This window comes from Candidatus Zixiibacteriota bacterium, from assembly GCA_035380245.1.
In the GTDB taxonomy this organism is placed as follows: domain Bacteria; phylum Zixibacteria; class MSB-5A5; order GN15; family FEB-12; genus DAOSXA01.
Genome location: DAOSXA010000001.1, coordinates 1,023,119 through 1,044,727, shown reverse-complemented (window position 1 = coordinate 1,044,727; position 21,609 = coordinate 1,023,119). Strand labels below are relative to the sequence as shown.

18 protein-coding genes are annotated in these 21,609 nt (G+C 53.4%); 10 read left to right on the top strand and 8 right to left on the bottom strand.

Annotated features, from left to right (window positions below):
- The first annotated feature begins 4 nt into the window (after positions 1-4).
- From hutU to PLF13_04020, 8 genes are all read left to right on the top strand, one after another.
- A complete protein-coding gene (gene hutU / locus PLF13_04055) occupies positions 5-1,675 on the top strand; it encodes a urocanate hydratase (GenBank protein HOP06446.1) in 1,671 nt (556 codons plus the stop codon).
- 419 nt (positions 1,676-2,094) lie between these two features.
- Positions 2,095-3,390 carry an imidazolonepropionase gene (gene hutI, locus PLF13_04050; protein HOP06445.1) on the top strand — a complete coding sequence of 432 codons (1,296 nt, stop codon included), beginning with the start codon at positions 2,095-2,097 and terminating at the stop codon, positions 3,388-3,390.
- Positions 3,391-3,404: 14 nt separating this feature from the next.
- Positions 3,405-3,893, top strand: coding sequence for an LPS assembly lipoprotein LptE (lptE, locus tag PLF13_04045; protein ID HOP06444.1), 489 nt, complete (start codon positions 3,405-3,407; stop codon positions 3,891-3,893).
- 35 nt (positions 3,894-3,928) lie between these two features.
- Entirely contained in the window at positions 3,929-4,876 is a 948-nt protein-coding gene (locus PLF13_04040) for a PorV/PorQ family protein (protein ID HOP06443.1), read from the top strand.
- A gap of 2 nt (positions 4,877-4,878) precedes the next feature.
- Positions 4,879-5,340: a hypothetical protein gene (locus PLF13_04035; GenBank protein HOP06442.1), complete on the top strand. Its 462-nt coding sequence runs from the start codon at positions 4,879-4,881 to the stop codon at positions 5,338-5,340.
- Between the two features lie 767 nt (positions 5,341-6,107).
- Complete coding sequence (locus PLF13_04030; GenBank protein HOP06441.1) at positions 6,108-6,572, top strand: hypothetical protein; 465 nt, start codon at positions 6,108-6,110, stop codon at positions 6,570-6,572.
- Between the two features lie 688 nt (positions 6,573-7,260).
- Positions 7,261-8,799 (top strand): YifB family Mg chelatase-like AAA ATPase, encoded by a 1,539-nt coding sequence (locus tag PLF13_04025; GenBank protein ID HOP06440.1) that lies wholly within the window; start codon positions 7,261-7,263, stop codon positions 8,797-8,799.
- A gap of 80 nt (positions 8,800-8,879) precedes the next feature.
- The gene (locus PLF13_04020; GenBank protein ID HOP06439.1) at positions 8,880-9,620 is read left to right on the top strand and encodes a hypothetical protein; all 741 of its coding nucleotides are present in this window, start codon (positions 8,880-8,882) and stop codon (positions 9,618-9,620) included.
- Positions 9,621-9,633: 13 nt separating this feature from the next.
- Here PLF13_04020 and PLF13_04015 read toward each other — a convergent pair whose 3' ends face one another.
- The 7 genes from PLF13_04015 to PLF13_03985 form a co-directional block, all read right to left on the bottom strand.
- Positions 9,634-12,090: a M14 family zinc carboxypeptidase gene (locus PLF13_04015; GenBank protein HOP06438.1), complete on the bottom strand. Its 2,457-nt coding sequence runs from the start codon at positions 12,088-12,090 to the stop codon at positions 9,634-9,636.
- 224 nt (positions 12,091-12,314) lie between these two features.
- A complete protein-coding gene (phoU, locus tag PLF13_04010; protein ID HOP06437.1) occupies positions 12,315-12,986 on the bottom strand; it encodes a phosphate signaling complex protein PhoU in 672 nt (223 codons plus the stop codon).
- A 22-nt stretch (positions 12,987-13,008) separates the two neighbouring features.
- Positions 13,009-13,785, bottom strand: coding sequence for a phosphate ABC transporter ATP-binding protein PstB (gene pstB / locus PLF13_04005; protein ID HOP06436.1), 777 nt, complete (start codon positions 13,783-13,785; stop codon positions 13,009-13,011).
- A gap of 58 nt (positions 13,786-13,843) precedes the next feature.
- On the bottom strand, positions 13,844-14,806 hold the full coding sequence (gene pstA / locus PLF13_04000; GenBank protein ID HOP06435.1) for a phosphate ABC transporter permease PstA: 963 nt from the start codon (positions 14,804-14,806) through the stop codon (positions 13,844-13,846).
- Entirely contained in the window at positions 14,803-15,762 is a 960-nt protein-coding gene (gene pstC / locus PLF13_03995; GenBank protein ID HOP06434.1) for a phosphate ABC transporter permease subunit PstC, read from the bottom strand. The genes pstA and pstC overlap by 4 nt, the downstream gene beginning before the upstream one ends.
- Positions 15,763-15,888: 126 nt before the next feature.
- Entirely contained in the window at positions 15,889-16,740 is an 852-nt protein-coding gene (locus PLF13_03990; GenBank protein HOP06433.1) for a phosphate ABC transporter substrate-binding protein, read from the bottom strand.
- A 52-nt stretch (positions 16,741-16,792) separates the two neighbouring features.
- The gene (locus tag PLF13_03985) at positions 16,793-17,914 is read right to left on the bottom strand and encodes a putative porin (GenBank protein HOP06432.1); all 1,122 of its coding nucleotides are present in this window, start codon (positions 17,912-17,914) and stop codon (positions 16,793-16,795) included.
- Positions 17,915-18,256: 342 nt separating this feature from the next.
- Between PLF13_03985 and PLF13_03980 the strand changes: the two genes are divergently transcribed.
- Together PLF13_03980 and PLF13_03975 are read left to right on the top strand one after the other, a co-directional pair.
- Entirely contained in the window at positions 18,257-19,585 is a 1,329-nt protein-coding gene (locus PLF13_03980; protein HOP06431.1) for a putative sulfate exporter family transporter, read from the top strand.
- Between the two features lie 11 nt (positions 19,586-19,596).
- Entirely contained in the window at positions 19,597-19,869 is a 273-nt protein-coding gene (locus PLF13_03975; protein HOP06430.1) for a hypothetical protein, read from the top strand.
- Here PLF13_03975 and PLF13_03970 read toward each other — a convergent pair.
- On the bottom strand, positions 19,843-21,609 hold the full coding sequence (locus PLF13_03970; GenBank protein HOP06429.1) for an ATP-binding protein: 1,767 nt from the start codon (positions 21,607-21,609) through the stop codon (positions 19,843-19,845). The two genes, PLF13_03975 and PLF13_03970, sit on opposite strands and share 27 nt — an antisense overlap.

Sequence of the window (21,609 nt, the reverse complement as noted above, 5' to 3'; positions counted from 1 at the left end):
ATACATGCCGACTAAGCCGAAAAAATGCCGCGCCCCGCGCGGGACAAAAATCTCATGCAAGAGCTGGCATCAGGAAGCCGCTTTACGCATGCTTAACAACAACCTCGATCCCGAGGTCGCCGAGAAACCGGATGAGCTGATCATCTACGGCGGTTCCGGCAAAGCCGCTCGCAACTGGGACTGCTATGCGGCAATCGTGAAATCACTCAAGAGCCTCGAAAACGACGAAACGCTGCTGGTGCAGTCCGGAAAACCAGTCGGAATTTTCCGCACCCATGAACATGCCCCGCGCGTGCTAATCGCCAACAGCCACATTGTCCCAAGATGGGCCACCTGGGAAAAATTCCGTCAGTTCGACAAACTCGGCCTGATCATGTTCGGCCAGATGACCGCCGGTTCGTGGATTTATATCGGCGCTCAGGGGATTATCCAGGGCACTTACGAAACTTTCGCCGCCGTCGCCAACCAGCATTTCGGCGGGGACCTCTCCAACCGCTGGATCCTCACCGGCGGCATGGGCGGTATGGGCGGCGCCCAGCCGCTCGCCGGGACGATGTCGGGAGCGTCGATTCTGGTTGTCGAAGTCGACGAACAGCGCATCACCCGCCGCATGAAACAGGGCTTCTGTGATGTCAAGGTCAAGAGCCTCGACAAGGCGATTGCCCTGATCAAAGAACACACCAAAAAACGTGAGCCGATCTCGATCGGCCTGGTGGGCAACTGTGCTGAAATTTACCCGGAGATTTTCCGCCGCGGTATCGTGCCGGATATCGTCACCGATCAGACTTCCGCTCACGATGAACTGAACGGATACATCCCCGAGGGCCTCACCATGGTCGAGGCCAACCGCCTCCGCAAAAAAGATCCCAAGAGCTATATCAAGCGCTCGTACGATTCGATGGTGAAACATTGCGACGCCATGATCAAATTCCAGAAAGCCGGTTCGATCGTGTTCGACTACGGCAACAACCTCCGTGGTCAAGCCCAGACCGGCGGCCTCACCAACGCTTTTTCCTTCCCCGGTTTCGTTCCGGCCTATGTCCGTCCGCTTTTCTGTGAAGGCCGTGGACCTTTCCGCTGGGCGGCGCTTTCGGGCGACCCCAAAGATATCGCCGTAACCGACGATATCGTAATGCGTGAGTTCAAGGACAATGCTCTGCTGATGCGCTGGATCAAAATGGCTCGCGAAAGAATCCCCTTCCAGGGTCTTCCGGCTCGCATCTGCTGGCTTGGCTACGGTGAACGGGCGCGTTTTGGCGATATCATGAACACTTACATCAAGCAGGGCAAGATCTCCGCTCCGATCGTTATCGGGCGCGATCATCTCGACTGCGGTTCGGTCGCATCCCCCTATCGCGAGACAGAGGGAATGATCGACGGCTCCGATGCCATCGCCGACTGGCCCCTGCTCAACGGCCTGCTGAACGCTATTTCGGGCGCATCGTGGGTGTCGATCCACCACGGCGGCGGCGTAGGCATCGGCAACGCCATCCATGCCGGGCAGGTGATCGTGGCCGACGGCACCAAGGAAATGGCGCTCCGTCTCAACCGCGTCCTGACCAACGACCCGGGGATCGGCGTGGCCCGCCATGTCGATGCGGGTTACGGTGAAGCGATTAAATTCGCCAAAAAAGCCAAAATCAAGATCCCGATGAATCCGCATCAGCGCGACTGAACGGGATATATAATCAGGCATTAAGAAAAAAGGCCGCCCCCGGGCGGCCTTTTTCGGGACTGTTGAAAAAGTCATACATTCGGATATTCAATAAAACACAACTGTAATGCGGGCGACACAAGGCTGCCCGCTACGCGAGGTTAGGGTCCTTTAACGCGTAGCAGCGGGGCTTGTCTCCGCCGCAGAAGAAGTTTTTCAACACGCTTTTTCGTTACTACCACAGCTTTTTGGACGGCTGTTCGGTGATGTAACTAATTCTTACAATTATTCAACACTTCTTTCGTAACCCATCACCTCACAAGATTTACACAACCTTCCTCGGACAGTTGCTTTTTCCGGATTCCCTTGTTAGATTGATGCGGTTGTTTCTGATGTAACGTATGAACCTGAAGACCTAAGCATTCTGGTGTAACTGCGCTATGCCTCCTGAAAAAAAAGCTACTCTATTAATCAAGAATATCGGTCAACTTATAACCATGGATGGTCCTGTTCCACGATTGGGCAAGGACATGAACGACCTTGGCATGATCACCGACGGCGCTCTTGCAGTTGCCGGTGAAGAGATCCTGGCGGTCGGCGACTCCGATAAAGTAGCCGGCAACACACCGCTGGCCGAGGGCTGTACGGTGGTCGACGCCGACGGCCGAGTCGTTACCCCCGGTTTTATTGACCCACACACCCACCCGGTTTTCTCCCGCACTCGCGAAAAAGAATTCGAAATGCGAATTCAGGGAAAAACCTACATGGAAATCGCCCGGGCGGGCGGCGGTATTCGCGCCTCGGTCCGGGATCTTCGTGAAACCCCAAAAGATATCCTTATCCAGAACACTCGCAAACGCCTCGATATCATGCTCGCTCACGGCACCACCACCGTTGAAGCCAAATCCGGATACGGATTATCGACCGAGTCCGAGATCAAGCAGCTCGAAGTGATCCGCGAGGTGAATGAATCGCATCCGATGGACTTAGTCCCGACTTTCCTTGGGGCGCACGAAGTCCCCGATGAATATCGGGACAACCCGGATGATTATGTCGATCTCTTGATCAACGAGATGATCCCGGCGGTAGTGAAAAGCAACCTCGCCGAATTCTGCGACATATTCTGCGAGGAAGGTGTTTTCGATATCGAGCAATCGCGGAAAATCCAGTCGGCAGCCAAAAAGGCCGGTCTGGCTTTGAAATTCCATGCCGATGAACTCGCTTCCACCGGCGGCGCCGAACTGGCGGCCGAACTGGGTGCGGTTTCAGCCGACCATATCGTTTATATCTCCGATGCCGGAATCAAGGCAATGGCCAAAGCCGGTACGGCTGCGGTACTTCTGCCCGGCACCACTTTCTCGCTGGCCGGCAAGCAATACGCCCCGGCGCGTAAAATGATCGAGGCCGGTGTGGCAGTAGCGCTTTCGACCGATTGTAATCCCGGATCGAGTTTCACGGAGTCTTTATCGATCATCATTTCCCTGGCAACACTCCAGATGAAACTCACCGCGGCGGAATGTATCTCGGCCGTGACGGTCAACGCCGCTCATGCCCTTAATCGAACCAACTTGATCGGACAACTGACTCCCGGTTATCTGGCCGACATAACTCTTTGGGATATGGAAGATTACCGCGAATTACCATATCATTACGGGGTGAACCTGGCCAGTCGGGTTTTTAAACGCGGCAAGCCCGTGGTAAACAACAGCGGTCACGGGAACGTCCGGAGACAATAGGGGTTTAAGAGGTGATGCCGAGAATTACCATCCTGTTTATTCTGTTTTTGCTGCCGGTTCTGGCCGGCTGCGGATTTTACAGTTTCAGTCAGGCCGGTCAATCCGACATCAAGTCGATTGCAATCGAGCGGATCGAAAACCAGACCGATCAACTGGAACTCGGAGATAAAATCACCGATCTGGTTATCGATGCTTTCATGAGCGATGGGACCATGAAAGTCGCTTCGACCGAAACCGCCGATGCAATCCTTACGGCTACTTTTACCGGCTATTCCTGGCAGCCGTTTAAATACGACGAAAACGACGTTGTCGAGTCGTACGTCGTAAGGATGACTTTTCAGGTAACTCTGAAGAAGGCCGGTGAAGAAGCCGACATCTTTAATGAGACCTTAAGCCAGGAAGGATTCTACCAGGTAGGCTCCGGAACCGAAGAAGAAGCCCAGCAGGATGCCCTGGCGCTCCTTATTGACGCCATTATAGGCAAAACGACCAAGGGTTGGTGAACCTGCTTACCGTGCTTCAAAATCAAGGAACAAATATGCACAAGCGCATGCTCTACGGCCTGATTACGGCCATCCTTTGTTGCACCCTCACCGTTCAGGCGGGCAGCATTAATTCCGATGTCGGCACAACCGCCTTTCCGTTCCTTAAGATCGGCGTCGGCGCTCGCGCCGTCTCCATGGGAGGAGCTTTCACCGGGCTGGCCGATGATGCCTCGGCAATCTATTACAATCCTTCCGGACTGGCGGCTTTCGAACATCCGCAGTATATCGCCGGTTACCATAACTATTTCATGGATATCCAGTCCGGCTTTGCGGGTTACGTTTTCAAATTAGGTGAAGAACAATCGCTGGCCGCCTCGATTAACTACCTCAACTACGGTGACTTTATCGAGACCGACACTTCCGGCACCGAAACCGGCAACACTTTCGGCGGCGGCGATATGATGCTCGCCGTAAGTTACGCTCGTAAGTTCGGTTACTATTACCGGGCCGGGGCCACGGCGAAAGTGATTTACGAGAAAATTGACGATTATTCCGCCAGTGGCCTGGCGCTGGATCTGGGTGTTTCTTACGTCACCGAACGTAAGCGCTTCGGGGCGGGGATTGCAATTCAGAATCTCGGGACTCAGCTTTCTTCACTCGGCGAAGAGAAATACGATTTGCCGCTGACGCTCCGAGGCGGAGTTTTTATCAAACCCCGTGGCTTGCCGCTGACCCTTACCTCCGACATCATTCTTCCCAACGATAACGATCTAATCTTCGCCGTCGGCGCGGAATACTACGAACTCGATCCGTTCTTCGTTCGCATCGGTTGGAACAGCTTTGGCTCCAACTACCGGACGGCTGACTCCGATGACTCCTGGGCCGGCGCCGCTATAGGCTTTGGCGTCAATTATCGCCAACTGCACATCGCCTATGCCTTCACACCGGGAGCGGAGTTGGGAGACAACCACCGGATCACTATTACCGGAGGCATCCTCTAATCATGACCTCATCCTTTTCCAAACTCATCGCCGTGATAATTCTGGCCGTGCTGGCGCTTGGTTGCGGCGGTGAACAAGGCCCCCCCGATCCCAAGAAAACCGTAATAAAACTTTTCGGGGCAATGGAAAAGGACGACAAAGCAGCGCTTACCTATGTTCTCGACCTGCCGGAGTTGATGAAGTCGTTTAACGCCGACTACGCTCTCGACACCGAGAATCCCCGCGTGTTCCACAACCCGGAAGAGATTCTCGATGACCTCACCGGTGACGGCCAGACCAAAACCACCTGGTTCAAATACCAGCGTATCATTAACCAGGCCAATATCATGGGCGAAGAAACCGCATCGGTCGATGTTACCTTCGTCGATAAAGCTCAATCACGAGGATACCGGGCTCGTTTCGGACTACATCTTGTCAACGGCAAATGGAAAATTTACAGCTTCAACACCATCCAGGGCCGCTGATCCTGTTTCTTAGCCGACAATAAATATCTGATATAGCGTTATTCTTCACGTTATATCCTCCCCATAATCCGTTTCGGGATTTCTCTACAGCGATGTTGATAACTTGGTTGTAAGTGTGGACAACAAAAAAAGAGAAGCCCACCAATGGAGTCGTGGAGATAGAGGGGGGGATCTCCTTTCGAGCACCAAAGACAGACTTCCCATCACAAGAAAACAAATGCCTCCAGCGATGTCAACCCCTATTCGTAACTTTCCGGAGACCGCTACTGATAGTTATACTATTGATACAAAACATCTTATAGCGACCGCCCAAATGCCTCACAGAAATCATCGGGATGTCTGCAACAAGATAATGAAATATGGTCCGACCCGACCAGGGATAGCGATTTGTATCGTTTTCGGGACACCCGACAGCAGATACGGAACTTGTGGATAATGTCGAGCGGAAAAGCCTTGTTTCAAACGAGGCAGTAACCGTAAAGTCACCAAACATCAATGCCTTGGTGATTGTCCCCTTAATGCGAACGACTACTACTCCGGAAAACACACTATCCGGGATGAGGTCTTTCATCATGTAAAAATAAGGACGCACCCCGGCCGGAATTACGGTTATTCATTAACAGAGGCGCCCGGAAGTATAGTATTGAACACATATTGCGCTTGGCCGTCTTAAAGTTGATGAAATGGCTTTTTGGTCTTGTGCGGCTCGCCGGGGCTAATTATATTGGGCGGCAAAGTTGTGTGGTAAGTTTGGGAGTATATAGGAAATGAAGAAAGCTCTAATCGTACTGGCGCTGATAGCAGTGCCGCTTTATGTCTGGAATTGTTCCTCCGATATCATTCTTGAGGAAGAAGCACCTATTGAAGGTGAATACGAAGGTATCTATTACCTTACGACCGATTATGGCAATACGGCCGTTGAAGTAACAGATAGTCAATATATCTTCTGGACCTTCACTGAAGAGAACTTCATCATGATTCTAGACACGACTCGTAACCTTGATATTTGCGATTTCTGCCGAGTCGATGGTGTGTATGCCTTCAGCGATGGCATTCGTCTTCAGATACAGCATTATCAACCTGATGGTAATGCCGGATGTACTGCCTGCAATGAGAATCACAATCCGGAAGGTCGTTTCCGCAAGGAGACACAGGGGAGTGAAATTGTCCTCAAGCAGCTAGATGGAACGACATATCACGAAATTCGCCTGACCAAGCTTGCGGATGAATAAAGCAGGTCACAGTACCGAGAAAAATACTTACGGCAGGCTTTATAGTCTGCCGTTTTTCTTTTCTATGGTTGGTGCTTTATTGGTCTTTTGATCATACTCTATATATTTAAGATATAACCAGAACAGGGTGAAAGTCAGCAACCTGACACTGTAGGGCACGTCTCCCCGAGACGTGCCAAAGACCATGTTCGTGTTGAATCGCAAGTCCCACCCTAGAAACCTCTATCGCGGCGGAGACAAGCCCCGCCGCTACGCGTTAAAGTGCCCTAACCTCGCGTAGCGGGCGGCCTTGTGTCGCCTGCATTACAGATGTGTTTTTACTGAATATCCGAGCGTATGACTTTTTCAACACTCCCCGAGGGGTGGGGCACCTAAGCCCGGTTGTACGCAACTCTCACTTGAGGGGGTGGGGCACAGATTCCCCCACCCGTGGACTAGTGGGCCACCTGCGTCTCGTATCACACCCATATAACTCTTTCAAACCGAAATCCCCCCCATTTCTACTGACGTCCCCTGTCACCGGCCCTTTCGATATTGATCCCGGAAAACAAAACGAACCTGTAACTCGGTAATGTGATGGTTTACTAAAACGTGCGGGGAACCGTCCAGGGGAGGACGAGAGGGGAGTGCGGTTCCCCGCCGTTGAAAAACTACAACGAGTCCGAGCGTCAAACAGAGGGAGTGAAAAATGTTAGCCAAAGCAATCTCCTCCGCCACTCACGGAGTTGACGCCTACGCTGTCGAGGTCGAGGCGGATATCCAACAGCAACTGCCCGGGTTCGTAACGGTAGGTCTTCCCGAAGGGGCCGTGCGCGAATCCAAGGAACGAGTCACGGCCGCCATCAAGAATTCCGATTTCGTATTCCCCGCCAAGCGGGTCACGATCAATCTGGCCCCGGCGGATATTAAAAAAGAAGGCTCCGCGTTTGATTTACCGATTGCCGTCGGCATTCTGGCCGCCACCGGTCAGATTCTGCGTGAGCGTTGTGATGATTATGTCATGCTCGGAGAACTGTCCCTTGACGGAACCCTGCGCCCAATCCCGGGCATCCTTCCAATGGCCATGTCGTTCAAGAACGTGGGCGGCATCAAAGGCCTGGTGGTGCCGCGTGAAAACGCCCGCGAGGCAGCCATGGCCGATACTCTGCCGGTGTATCCCGTTCGCTCGTTGCGCGAGACGATTGATTTTCTCGAAGATGAGAAAGCGGTAGCTCCGTTCAAGATTGACATCGAGTCGGCTTTCCGTGACGCTCTCCATTATTCGTGCGACTTTTCTGATGTGAAAGGACAGGAATCGGCCAAGCGAGCGCTTGAGGTAGCCGCGGCCGGCGGCCATAACATCATTATGATAGGCCCTCCCGGTTCCGGAAAAACGATGCTGGCGCGGCGCATGCCGACCATTCTTCCCTCCCTCACCCTCGAAGAAGCGCTCGAAACCACCAAAATTCACTCCGTGGCAGGGCGTCTTCCGGCCAACTCCGCCCTGGTGGCAACCCGACCGTTCCGCTCGCCCCATCATTCCATCTCGTACGCCGGTCTGATAGGCGGCGGCACGATTCCGAAGCCGGGCGAAGTATCTCTCGCGCATCACGGGGTGTTGTTCCTGGATGAACTGCCGGAGTTCAAAAAGGATATTCTCGAAATGCTGCGCCAGCCGATGGAGGACAATCTCGTAACGATCTCACGAGCCGCCATCACTCTCACCTATCCGGCCGGATTCATGCTCCTGGCTGCGATGAATCCCTGTCCCTGCGGTTATTACGGGGACATCAACCACAACTGCAACTGCTCGGCCTCCGAGATTCAGCGTTACATGTCGCGTATATCCGGGCCGTTGCTCGACCGAATCGATATTCACATCACCGTTCCGGCCGTGAAATTCAAGGAGTTGTCATCGGAAACGCGCGGTGAGAAATCGGAAACGATTCGCGAGCGCGTCAATAAAGCTCGTCGGATTCAGAACGAACGTTTCAAAAACGAGAAATCGGTCTTCTGCAACGCTCACATGGAACCGCAGAAAATCCGTCATTACTGTAAAATTGACGACAAATCACAATCGTTACTCGCGACCGCTATCACCAGTCAGGGACTTTCGGCCCGGGCGTACGACCGTATTCTGAAAGTGGCGCGTACGATTGCCGACCTGGCCTGTTCGGAGAGTATCGAGATCGGTCATATCGCCGAGGCGATCCATTACCGCACGCTCGACCGCAAATTGTGGATGTGATCAATCGAGGGTTGATTACCGGCGGTTTTTTTCTATATTGACCTCAATTCGATCTCAAAGGAGAATGCCAGGAGGTTGGTGTGAGGGTCTGTCTAGTAATTCTCGTTTTTTCCTTCGTTTTAATCTGTTCGAGTGTCACGGTCGCCGCCGGTGAGGCCGACCGCCTCGACAATGACTCGGTTCAGGTCATCCTGTTCTGGACCGGTGCATCGATGCGCGGACATGTGGTCGACAGTCTGGACAACGGCACGCTCGTTTTCGAAAGAGCGGACGGCGAACGATTCGAATTCAAAACAAAGGACATCTTTTCCATTACCGGTGAATCAGAGTTTGACAGCGCGTACCAGCGATTATGCAACAGCGAACGCCCCTCACAGGGTCCCCGAATCGGGGTTTCTCTTGGTTTCGCTCTCTTACACGACGACGATGATGATCAACTGACGCCTCAACCAGCTATCGGTTTACGATTCAACAATGGGATATTTCTGGGATTGGCGGTATCACAGGAGAATTGCAACCGATATAAAACCACACCATTCTGGCTGGAATGTTCATACGCTCCATCCGGACAAAAGAACAGCCCTCTCCTGCTGGCACAGACAGGTTTTACGTTGAACATAAAACTCACCGGTGAAACCGGTGATTATTCAGGTTGGCTGGTCGGTTTTGCCGCCGGGTATCGGAGTCTCGTCGCATCCAATGTCTATCTTGACCTGATAGCCGGTGTCAGGTATATCCGAATCGACCTCGGTCAACACTATTCTATCAGAGCTCCGGAAGACTTCACCCAATTCCTGCTCTCATTGCGCTTGTCGCTTTAGCAATACCAGCGCCTCAGGGACAATCGACCGGCGGCGGACCGTCCTGGAACATGTAACTTACCAAATCGACCAGATCGGTTATATCGGCTATGCTGTTGTCGCCGTTGACATCGGCCGATATCGGACAACCGACCACCGGGCCGCCGCTGAACATATACTGCACCAGATACACCAGGTCGGTGATATCTATAGAACCCGCCGCGTCACCGTTGATATTACCCGTTTGCCCCACACAACAACAGGCATCACCGACACCGTCCAAATCGGTATCTTCCTGAAGTGAATTGGCCACATCCGGGCAGTTGTCGATATTCCCGCATATGCCGTCATTGTCGATATCGTTATCGGCATCCTCGGGGCAGACGTCGCATAGATCACCGAGGCCGTCGTCGTCGGTATCGGTCTGCTCGGGATTGTAGATATCGGGGCAATTATCGTCAGGACAGTTGTTGGAAGCATAACCGGGATCACCGTAACCGTCGTTGTCGGTATCGACACAACTGTACCCGGTTGGCCATACGGTGGTCATGGCCGCAATCGAAAAACTACCCGCCTGGCCTTCGGCGTCAACCGCTCTCACTTTGTAGTAGAACTCCCCGACGGCGTGATTACCAAAGGTGTACGAGGTATCGACATAACCGGATGCGAGCAACGTTTGTGTCCCGAACATCTTGACTGGGTAGATATCATCGATATAAAATCCCTCGTTAGCCACATAACCGTCGGTATAATATGAAAACCGCACTCGAATCGATTGTCCGACGTAGGCGGCCAAATCGAAGGTCGCCTCGACCCAGCTTCCGGACTGGCCGGTAATGCCGTTGCCTCGGTTGTTGCCGTAGGGATCGTAGGTCGTAGTGATGCTGCCCGGAATCGGTGTAAAACTGGAACCGCCGTCAACCGAGACCTCGACATAGGCGTAGTCCCAGTCCGTTTCAATGTCGTAGAAAGCCCAGAAAGTAAGCTGGTCACCCGTTTCCACAGTTATGTCCTGGGTCATATCCAGAGTCTGAGACAGGCTGTTCCCCGATTGGGAATAGAACGAGGAAGGATGCGAATGTCTGCGCCCGGTAGCCAGCTCAAAGCCCTGATTTGACCAGTTATAAAAATCATTGGCAGAATCGCTGAGCGTGGTCAAGTCGGCCATCTCATACAGGTCATAACCGACCGCCGGATTGAGACTGTCGCTGTGCGACCAGTCCACGGCATACCCGGTACTGTCGACCGAGTCGGCCACGAACAAATCCGGAACGTTCGGAGGCAGAAGTTTGTAGGGATTATCGGCAATGCGCATCAGGAACAAACAGGGATCGAGATTCTCGCCGACCAGTTGATCAATGCGGCTGGTCTCCGGCCAGAAGCCATCGTCCGAATCACCGACCTCTATGGTCAGCGCCAGGTTCTTGTTCTTGGTGATTTGCTCTCCATAACCCCAGTCGTCGGAGGCCCCGTTGGTCGTATAAAGACCGTGTGATGGAGTCGGGCTGTACCCGTTGTAGGCGGCGATGGAATCTCCCATGATCTGGAAGAGATTCTCGTCGGGCGTAACCAGGTAATCGTACCCCCAGGGCCAGAGAATCAAATTCGAATAGGAATGGAAATAGAGCGTAATTACGAACTCGCGTGCCTCGGTAAAATCTCTCATGATCTGTGTTTCCGGTTCGGAGAAAGGACCCGTTCCACGATAGGTAGCATCACTCGTGGTCGGCGAGGAACCCTCATCGTCGTAACCCCATTCATAGCCGTAATTCCGGTTCAGATCGACTCCGTATGAACCATCGCCATTGTCGCGGCGATTCTTGCGCCATGTCCCGCCGCCGCTGGGGTTGGTCGACTCATTATAGTAGTAACCATCCGGATTGACCGGGATCACGAAAAACAACTCACGGTTGTCGACCAGATAAGTCAGAGCGGAGTCTGTCCCGTAGTTGTCAAGCAAGTATTCCATGACATTGAAAACCACCAGCGGGGTTATCACCTCGCGGGCATGTATCGCCGCCGTGAAAAGCAGCTCCGGTTCATCTTCATCGACTTTGGCGTAATCCGATATTTTTATCGCGTAGATATCACGGCCTTCGATCGACTGGCCGATCAGAAATTTATCGCAGATATTTATATGAGCCATCACGAGACTGTCGGCCCGGGCCGAGATCTCACTCAACGTCATATATCCACCCATATCTTTCTCGGTTTCAATACGACTGCGATAGAACTCCGACAGCTTTTCATGAAGGATTTCCACCCGGAATCCCTGTTCCCGGAGTTGTTCAAGCTGATTCATATCGGTAATTACATCGATGAAATCAGGGCCGACGAAAGCGATATCGAGCGCCAGTTGTTCCAGTTTAAGCCAGTCCGCCTTATTGTCGGGATAGACCCGAACCTGGGAGAAATCGGTTGATAAGACGGATGAAACAAGAAGCAGCGCCAGTAATAACGGCGCAATCAGAGAGAAATAGCGACGATGCAATTATACCTCCGGGGTTAGACCATTCTGCTCCCTCAATATATGTACAATCGGCATAATTCCAAGACAATCCCAGTATCATCAAACGGCAAGGTCCCTGTCGCAGGGCGACAGGGACCCGCACAAAGGGTACACCGACAAGTTCCACTGAACGCTTGAAAGCGCTGAGAAACAGTAAGAAGACCTTTCGCGTACCCGATCTTGCGATGAGTCGTAGAAGCCGATCTCTATTGGCCGTTAAGCATGCCGCCCTGATGCCGTACTATTTCACCCTCAACCATGTAGATGACATCCTCGGCGATATTGGTAGCATGGTCGGCAATCCGCTCCAGATTGCGCGAGATGCTTACCAGCGAAATGTAATAGTCGGCCTGATCCGGCGTGTCGACAATGCGAACGAGAGTGTTTCGATACGCTTCACGATGAACTTCGTCGACCTGATCGTCGGTATCACAAATGGTCCGGGCCAGATCGGCGTCCATGTTAATCAGGGCATCGGTGCTGCCCTTAACCATAGCCACCACCAGCCCCAGCATTTCTTCGAGGCGGAACGGGGCCGAGCGTACGTTAAAATCACGGAGCTGGCTGGCCCGTTCGGCGATATTGACCGCCAGGTCGCCGATCCGCTCCAGGTCGGAATTGATCTTGAGCGCCGCCACGATGAATCGCAGGTCAATCGCCACCGGTTGGTGCAGAGCCAGAATCTTGAGTAGTTCTTCCTCCAGCTCGACTTCCATCAGGTCGATCTCATGATCTCCCTCGATCACCTCACGAGCGAGTTTGACATCCCCCTCCGTTACCGAGGACACCGCCGCCTGAACTCGCTCCTCGACACTGGCTGTCAGATGCAGCAACTGCTTCTTGAGCTTGTCGATCTCTTTTTGATAATGTTTTGTCATTCTCCCAAGTCCCGTCTCATGTTTATCCAAAACGACCTGTAATATAATCCTCGGTCTTCGGATTGGTCGGATTGGTGAAGATATGATTGGTCTCACCGATTTCGATCATGTAACCGTTCAGGAAAAACGCCGTCCGGTCGGACACACGCGCCGCCTGTTGCATATTGTGCGTAACGATCACGATCGTATAGCTTTGTTTAAGCTCACCGATGAGATCCTCTATCTTCGCCGTCGAGATGGGATCGAGCGCCGAGGCCGGCTCGTCCATCAGGACCACTTCCGGTTGTATCGCCAATGCTCGGGCGATGCAGAGCCGCTGTTGCTGCCCACCGGAAAGCATATAAGCGCTGGAATCCAGCTTGTCTTTCACTTCTTCCCAGAGAGCGGCTTTTTTCAGCGTATCTTCGACCACCTCAGTAATTAAATTTCGGTCCGTGATGCCGTTGACCCGCAATCCGTAGGCGACATTGTCGAAAATCGATTTCGGAAACGGATTCGACTGCTGGAAGACCATACCCACTCTGGTCCTCACGGTCGAGACATCACGCACTTCTTTGTATATGTCGAGGTTTTCGAGCAGCACCCGGCCGGTGAGATTCGTTCCCGGAATGGTATCGTTCATCCGGTTGAGCGTGCGCAGGAATGTTGACTTGCCGCAGCCCGACGGACCGATCAACGCCAGCACCCGGTGTTCCTCGATATCGAGCGTAACATCGAACAAGGCCTGGTTTTTCCCATAGTAGAAATCCAGGTTTTCGACGCGCATCTTGGTCTTTCGCTGTGATTCGCTGTCCTTCATTCCGGCACGATCACCACCTTTCGCCGGCATTACCTGGGGCTTTTGTTGTCTGTATAAACTAACCATTGCGATGCCTGGTTCTCATTTTCGAGCGAATTACCATTGCCACCGAGTTCAGCATGAACGTCAACACCAGCAACACCAGCACCGTCCCGTACAGGATCGGCTTGGTGGCTTCGACGTCCGGCGACTGGGTAGCCATAACGTATATGTGATAGCCCAATTCCATGAATTGGTCATTTAATTTCCCGGGCAAATAGGGCAGGTAGTAGGCCGCTCCGGTGAACATGATCGGGGCAACTTCACCGGCGCCCCGGCTGATGGCCAGAATCGCACCGGTCAAAATACCCGGCATTGCCTGTGGAAGAATCACCCGGCGGATGGTCTGGAGACGCGTCGCTCCGAGGGCGAACGAGGCATCCTTGAGCGACCGGGGAATCGTGCGGAGGGCTTCTTCGGTCGAAACGATCACCACCGGCAGCGTCAACACGCTGAGGGTTAGCGAAGCCCAGATGATCGCGGGTTGCCCCCAGACCGGGCCGTCGGAGCTGAAGAACAAATTGTCCATACCCCGTCCGATGAAGCCGATAAAAAAGCCGAGTCCGAACAGGCCGAACACAATCGAGGGCACCCCGGCCAGGTTATTGATCGCCAGGCGAATAATCCGCGTAATGCGCGATGTCGGCGAGGTGTATTCCGATAAAAACACGGCCGTCATTACTCCTACCGGCACCACGGCGATAGTCATTAACAACACCAAAGCGACCGTTCCAAAAATCGCCGGGAAAATTCCGCCGCCCTCCATGCCGTTCTCAGGCGGTTTCGTGAGAAAACCGACACTGATTATGCCGGCGCCGCCCATGATGACATTACCCAGAATAATCACCAGCATAGCCACGATGAGGGCGCTCGATAAAAGCGTCAGACTCTTCGGTATGACACCCGAAGTCTTGCGCTTGAAAACGATCCGTTCGTCCCGGTACGAAGTCTCAGCCGCGGTAGTGATTGTGGCGTCACTCATGATGTCTTCCCGTGGAAACGTTCTTTCAGTCGAGCCAGAACCATGTCACCGCCCAAATTGATCAGGAAGGTGAAAATGAACAGGATCGTGCCGAGAAAGAACAACACATTGTAGTGAGTGGAGCCGAACACCACCTCGGCCAGTTCGGCTGCGATCGAGGCGGAGATCGTACGAATCGAGTCGGTAAACGAAGCCGATATGATAGCGGCATTCCCGGAAGCCATGAGGACGATCATCGTCTCACCGACGGCTCGTCCGAATCCCAACACACAACCGGCGGCGATTCCGGGTAAGGCTGCCGGCAACACTACCGTCAGGGACACCTGCCAGGGCGAAGCGCCCAGAGCCAGGGCGGCATTACGTAATGACGAAGGCACCGAGGTCATGGCGTCCTCGGCAACCGTGAACACGATCGGAATAACCGCAATCCCCAGCGCGATACCGGCATTGAGGGCATTCAAGCGAAACACCAGACCGAATAAATTCTGCAAAACACTGGCCAGGACAATCAGGGCGAAAAATCCCAGCACTACCGAGGGAATCCCGGCTAATATCTCAATCGTTGGTTTGATCAATTCTCGAAGTCGCTTGTTGGCAAACTCGGCCGAATAGATCGCCGCCCCGACACCCAACGGAACCGCGAACAGCATGGCCACCAGGGCAGCTTTAATCGTGCCGATGAACAACGGCAGCAGTGAAAATTTGGGGACTTCCGATTCAGGTTGCCAGGCCCATTTGGCCGGTCGGCCTTCGTAGTACTCCTGTTTAAAAAGCATCTTGCCGACACTGGCCTCTTCCTGAACGTACTTGTCGTAGAAAATCGGCAACGACTCCTTGAAAATGAAAATGAAGATCAGGAAAATCGCCGCCACGGCCGTCAGCGCGTTGATCGCGATGAACCGCTCTCCGAGTATTTCACCCAGGCGGGACTTAGTTTTGAATTTAAGTTTTCTCATTGCGCCACAATTCGTGGTCGCCCGGACTTGTGGCGGACCGGGCGACCAACTCATGAGTGTATCCAACGGCCGACGACAGGCGTCACCGACCGTTGATTTATTGGCCTCTATAAAAGAGGCGTCGTCTTATTTCACCATGTTGGCCTCGGCCATTTCCTTCAAAAGAGGAACATAGCCGATTTCCTCCGACAATTTCTGTCCGGCCTCGGAAAGCGCCCAGTTGGTCAGCTTCTGTAAGTCGCCGGTCGGCTTGCCGTTGAAGAACCAGTACAGTTCACGGGAAATCGGGTAAGTGCCGTTGGAAACGGTCTCAACCGAGGGCATTACCGCAGCGGTAGTATCGTCCTTCTTAACCGAGGCGTACTTCACACCCTTGGCCCAGGCAATACCGCCGTAGCCGATACCGTTCACATCTTCCGCAACCGCGTTCACTACGGCCGCCGTACCCGGCAGCGTCTGAGTGTGAGCGTCGTAGTCTTCCTTATCGAGAACATGCTCTTTGAAGAAGGCATAAGTACCGGAGTTGTTTTCACGACCGTAGAGGATGATTCGAGCGTCCTTGCCGCCAACCTCTTTCCAGTTGGTTATGGCGCCGGTGTAGATTCCCTTAAGCTGCGGAATTGAAAGTTCGTTTACCGGATTGCCCTCGTTCAGAAACACGGCGATACCGTCCAAAGCGACAGAGATGCGATAGACATCGATCCCCTTATCCTTGGCCAGCTTGTATTCCTTTTCCTTCATGTCGCGTGAGGCCTCGCAGACATCGGTCGTGCCGTTCAGCAGAGCGGCAATACCGGTGCCGGAGCCGCCGCCGGAGACCTGTATAACGGTCTCGGAGTTGGTCTTCATGTACTCTTCGGCCCAGCGCTGGCCCAGGCGAACCAGGGTATCGGAACCTTTGATAGTGATGTTGCTGCCGGCAACCGCCATGGAGAATACGGCGACCAGTGCGACCATCATCAGTGCGAGTTTCTTCATTTTCTAACCATCCTCGTTTCTTATGATTCCTTTATCTCATTTGCTGTTTATCTCAGAACTTCAACTGGAGATCAACCTGCAGCCGATTGAAGTCGCTGTCGGCGCCTTCGGCGATTTCAGTCTGGTTGATGAAATACGAGACATTGAAAGTCGTGTTATTGGCCAGCATAATCCCGCCGCCGAACTCGTGACCCTTGGCATCGGTACCGCCGCCACGGAAGTCGGAATCGGCAAAAGTCGCTACGACCGCATCCTTCTCGACATTGCGGTAGATATAGCGTGCTTCCCACTTACCCGGCTTGGAGGCTTTGCCGAGGTGTAATCCGACCAACCAGCCGGTGTTGAGGCTGTCGGCCTGAGTATTGGAGACGAAATCGAACATCGCCTTGACGGGTATCAGGTCTGTCTTGTAACCGATTTCGATACCGGCCTCGATCAGGTCATAGTCATTGGCGTAGAGCATGTTGATTTCTTCTACGTCAGTACCGTTCCAGATCGTATCCGGGACTACGCTGTTGCCTTTGTCGTCGCCGTCGAAGAACGGTTCCATTCCCTGCGTATTCTCATAGTTGTAATAAGCGCCGGTTAGTGCAATGGAGGTCCGCTCATCCGACAGGTCGAAGTGCAGTATGCCTTGAGCCGCCAGCAGATAGGAGTCATCGCCCTTGGAACGCTCCTCGATCCAGAAACCCGAACCCAGTAACTCGATTTTCACCTGTTCCATTTTCTTCGCATACTTGAGCACGCCGCCTTCCGGATTCCAGTCGGAGTCCCAGATAAGCTCGCTGCTGCCCGGCTTAAAAAACGGATTGTGCATCTTACCACCGATCAGAGTGAAACCCGGCAGTTTGTCGTGAGTGGTTTCAAAATAGGCCAAATCCAGGCGAAAATCCTTGGTTGAGAAAGCGTCTCCGAGAGTCTGGTTGGTCGAAACCGGATCGGCTGAACCGGTCGCCATCTGAAGTCCTACCTTGGTAAACTGTGAAACTTCACCGAACACACCGAGGCGAGCCCGAATACGCTGACGATTGCGAACATCCGAACCTTCTTTGTCAATCATCTCGTGCCGATACCGAAGGTCTCCTTTTACCTTCACCGTCTCCCACCAGTTGCCGGCCGAGGCCGTCGAGGCCAGAGCTGCAACAAGAACCGCTACTGAAAGCATGTTCTTCATCGATTGTTTCTCCCTTGTCCCGGTCGGCCGGTTCAGGCCGACATTGAAGTTTGTCCCGAGGACCTTCCCTGGCAAAGAAGATCCCATATCTTGAAAACTCTTGTTTTCTTATCTCCGGGGGAGAAACAACACGCCTAGTGTTAAGGAATTGTTAAGATAGTTTTAGGATAACATGAAGTTTCAGAGGCCTTCAGAGCTCACTAATACTTTAACAACCGGAACGGTGAACAACTTGCCCCCCATTTACTTACCGTCAGAGATCGAGAAGTTTTTTTAGTGACAGCCGCAAACGCGACGGATAATATAACTATAAGATACGGCCTTCAACAGGGAGCGTGAGAAATGAAAGAATCAATCAATTCACTCTGGACCAACGAGGATTACTGGGCAATCTGGTTCGGCTTTATCATTATAGCCGGCTCGTTGCTCGGCTGGATCCCCAAGATACCGAAGGTCGGCACGTGGACCTCCGACCCACTTAACGCATTCGAGGTTATCAAAGACGGTATTGTAACCGGAAACACATTACTGCCTCTGCTGGGATTGCTGATCGGGCTGGCTATCCTTACAGCCATCGGTGTCGCTTTCATGAAAACGACCAAGGTCAGTCATTATCTGCTCGGATTCACGGCCGTGTTCATCCTGGCTACGATATCTTATTGGGTAGCGAATCAGGCGGAAATCAAGTATTGGGGTCTTTCGTATGCTATGTGGGGCCTCCTGGTCGGCTTGCTTATATCCAACACGATCGGCACTCCCAAATGGCTGCTGGCAGGTGCGAAAACGGAGATGTTCATCAAAACCGGTCTGGTTCTGATGGGCGCCGAGATTCTTTTTGCCAAGATCGTTTCGCTGGGCATCCCCGGTCTTATGGTAGCCTGGATTGTCACTCCGATCGTGGTTATCTTCATGTTCATCTTCGCCGTAAAGTATCTCAAGATGAAGAATAAGAAACTGGCCATGATTATTGCCGCAGCCACCTCGGTTTGCGGCGTTTCGGCCGCCATCGCAACCGCCGCAGCCTGCCGAGCCAAGAAGGAAGACCTCACCCTCGGTGTCGGCATGACGCTTATCTTCACGGTGCTGATGATGTTCTTCATGCCGCTCGGGATCAAATTCATCGGTATGAATCACATTCTGGGAGCCGCCTGGATGGGCGGAACGATCGACTCCACCGGCGCCGTGGTCGCGGCCGGTTCGATGCTCGGTCCCGAAGCGGAACAGGTAGCGGCCGTCGTCAAGATGATTCAGAATGTCCTGATTGGCCTCCTTGCTTTCTGCGTCGCCATTTACTGGGTGACCACCGTCGACCGCAGCCCGGAAGGACCCCGTCCCAACGCCATGGAAATCTGGTATCGCTTCCCGAAATTCGTGCTCGGTTTCGTTGCTGCTTCATTGTTGTTTTCGTTCGTGATCATCCCGGCCATGCACGGCGATGTCGCGGCCGTTGAGTCGCGCTTCATCAATCCGATAACCCATACTTTGCGGGGTTGGTTCTTCTGCCTGGCTTTCGTCGCGATCGGTCTGGAGTCGAACTTCAGGGAACTGACAGCCCAGATGGAGGGGGGCAAACCGATGATCCTCTATGTTGTCGGGCAAACCTTCAATCTGATCCTGACCCTGTTCGTCGCCTGGCTGGCGTTCATGGTCCTGTTTCCGAACGTTGTCTGAGGCATGTTGATATGATATCAAAACAGCACCACAGCCTTACGAACCGCCTGTTTCGTTTCCTGGTCGGTCTGGCGGCACTTACCCTTTTCTATGTCTGGATAATGTCCGGCGTGACTCCCCCCGGCATCTGCGGTTCGGTCATAAGACACAACCGCGCGGCCAATATCGATGCCTCTCCGCTCTTTTATTCCGATGTGGAACACATGAACAGCCTCGAACGCGGAGTCGAGGCTCTTCGCCGGGCAGCAGCGAGGAGATCAGACACCGATCGGCAGATGAATTGAGAAAACGCTCCCTTTTCCCACCGTGCTGTCGACCGTAACCCTTCCGCGATGGGTCTGGACGATATGCTTTACTATCGCCAGACCTAACCCGGTCCCGCCCAACTCGCGCGAGCGGGCTTTGTCCACCCGATAGAATCGCTCGAAAATACGCGGCAGATGGCGTGAATCGATCCCGCAGCCGTGATCGACGATATCGATCACCACTTCGTTGTCCGCCTGCGAAACCTTGACCTCAACCGGGGCGCCCTGGGGACTGTATTTCACGGCATTGTCGATGAGATTACTGATGGCTCGCTGAATTAAATGATGATTCGCCAGCAGATCATAATCACGTTTACCTTCAATAGTAAGCGTGATCCCTTTCTCCCGTGCTTTGGGTTCACATTCGGTGACAGCCATATCTAGATCTTTGCTCAAGGGACCGGATTCGAATTCGATGCGGGGACTCTGTTCGATACGGGACAGACTCAGCAAATCCTCGATCAACTGATTCAATTGGTCGGTGTGGCGGGCGATTACCTCGAGGAATTTCTCGGCGTCCTCTGGCTTTTGCAGAGCCCCTTCCTGCAATGTTTCGACATACCCCTTGATCAATGTGATCGGTGTCCGCAACTCGTGCGAAACGTTCGCGACGAAATCACGACGGACACTCTCCAACTCCTGGATACGGGTCACGTCGTTGAGTACGACCACCGCCCCCAGCGCTGTGCCGTTGGCATCGTGCAAAATCGATCCCGAAGCCTGCAAATAGCGAACCTTCTTCCCGCCGGTCGACAACTCCGCCGCGACCGATTCCCCGGTGGTTAAAATTTCGGCAACGAGTTGCTGCATGGCGGAATTGCGTACGACCTCGTGCAGAAAACGGCCGGTCGAATCCATTCCGGAGGTTTCGAAGAAATCGGCGGCGGCGCGATTGATGCTCAACACTCGTTCGTCCCGGTCAACTGCCACCACTCCTTCGACCATACTGGTCATGATCGCTTCCTGGGTCTGCCGCTGTTCGGTAATGGTGTCCAGTTTACGAGATATTTCATCGGCCATGGCATTCATGGCCTGGGCGAGCGTGGCGATTTCATCGGAGCCGACCACCGCCAGCTTAAGCTTGAACTTGCCGCGTGCGAAACGTTCGGCTCCCCTCTTGAGATGTTCCAGAGGCAAAGTAATACGACGCGAATAAAACAAACTCACCAGCGCCGCGAGCACAGCCACGACCAATCCCCCCACGACAAAACGAGTACGCAGCAAGCCGAGGACCTCATCGATACGTTCGATCGAGATCGAGGTCCTGACAACCATTCCCGAATCTCCGGCCGTTTCGGGCATCAGCGCCACGTACATCATTCGTTGTGAAACGGTACTGCTATAACGAATGGAGTTGCCCACGCCGCTGTCGCGTGCCATCCGTACTTCCGGCCGATTGCTGTGGTTTTCCATCCGCTCGGGATCCTCAAAGGAGTCTCCGACCACTTTGCCCGATCCCAGGATCAACGTTACCCGGATACCGGTTTCTCGTCCGATTTCCTTACATAGACTATCGGCGGCGGCATAATTACCGGCGGCGGCGGCGTCTTTTATTTGATGCGCAACGATACGGGCTGTTGAAGCGAGATAGTCGATAGTCCTTTCCTCGTAGAACGGTCTGATCGCTCGCTCGGCGAAAAATACTACCAGAGCTACGGCCACCACGATAATGGCCATAAGTGAGGGGAATAATCTCCAGAAGAGGCGTCGTTGGGCCAA

What these genes read in the sequence shown, in the direction of transcription:
- phoU (HOP06437.1), bottom strand. Translation starts at nt 12,986, where the DNA reads ATGACAAAACATTATCAAAAAGAGATCGACAAGCTCAAGAAGCAGTTG.
- PLF13_03985 (HOP06432.1), bottom strand. Translation starts at nt 17,914, where the DNA reads ATGAAGAACATGCTTTCAGTAGCGGTTCTTGTTGCAGCTCTGGCCTCG.
- pstA (HOP06435.1), bottom strand. Translation starts at nt 14,806, where the DNA reads ATGAGTGACGCCACAATCACTACCGCGGCTGAGACTTCGTACCGGGAC.
- PLF13_04025 (HOP06440.1), top strand. Translation starts at nt 7,261, where the DNA reads ATGTTAGCCAAAGCAATCTCCTCCGCCACTCACGGAGTTGACGCCTAC.
- PLF13_03980 (HOP06431.1), top strand. Translation starts at nt 18,257, where the DNA reads ATGAAAGAATCAATCAATTCACTCTGGACCAACGAGGATTACTGGGCA.
- PLF13_03975 (HOP06430.1), top strand. Translation starts at nt 19,597, where the DNA reads ATGATATCAAAACAGCACCACAGCCTTACGAACCGCCTGTTTCGTTTC.
- hutI (HOP06445.1), top strand. Translation starts at nt 2,095, where the DNA reads ATGCCTCCTGAAAAAAAAGCTACTCTATTAATCAAGAATATCGGTCAA.
- PLF13_04035 (HOP06442.1), top strand. Translation starts at nt 4,879, where the DNA reads ATGACCTCATCCTTTTCCAAACTCATCGCCGTGATAATTCTGGCCGTG.
- PLF13_04030 (HOP06441.1), top strand. Translation starts at nt 6,108, where the DNA reads ATGAAGAAAGCTCTAATCGTACTGGCGCTGATAGCAGTGCCGCTTTAT.
- pstC (HOP06434.1), bottom strand. Translation starts at nt 15,762, where the DNA reads ATGAGAAAACTTAAATTCAAAACTAAGTCCCGCCTGGGTGAAATACTC.
- hutU (HOP06446.1), top strand. Translation starts at nt 5, where the DNA reads ATGCCGACTAAGCCGAAAAAATGCCGCGCCCCGCGCGGGACAAAAATC.
- PLF13_03990 (HOP06433.1), bottom strand. Translation starts at nt 16,740, where the DNA reads ATGAAGAAACTCGCACTGATGATGGTCGCACTGGTCGCCGTATTCTCC.
- lptE (HOP06444.1), top strand. Translation starts at nt 3,405, where the DNA reads ATGCCGAGAATTACCATCCTGTTTATTCTGTTTTTGCTGCCGGTTCTG.
- pstB (HOP06436.1), bottom strand. Translation starts at nt 13,785, where the DNA reads ATGAAGGACAGCGAATCACAGCGAAAGACCAAGATGCGCGTCGAAAAC.
- PLF13_04040 (HOP06443.1), top strand. Translation starts at nt 3,929, where the DNA reads ATGCACAAGCGCATGCTCTACGGCCTGATTACGGCCATCCTTTGTTGC.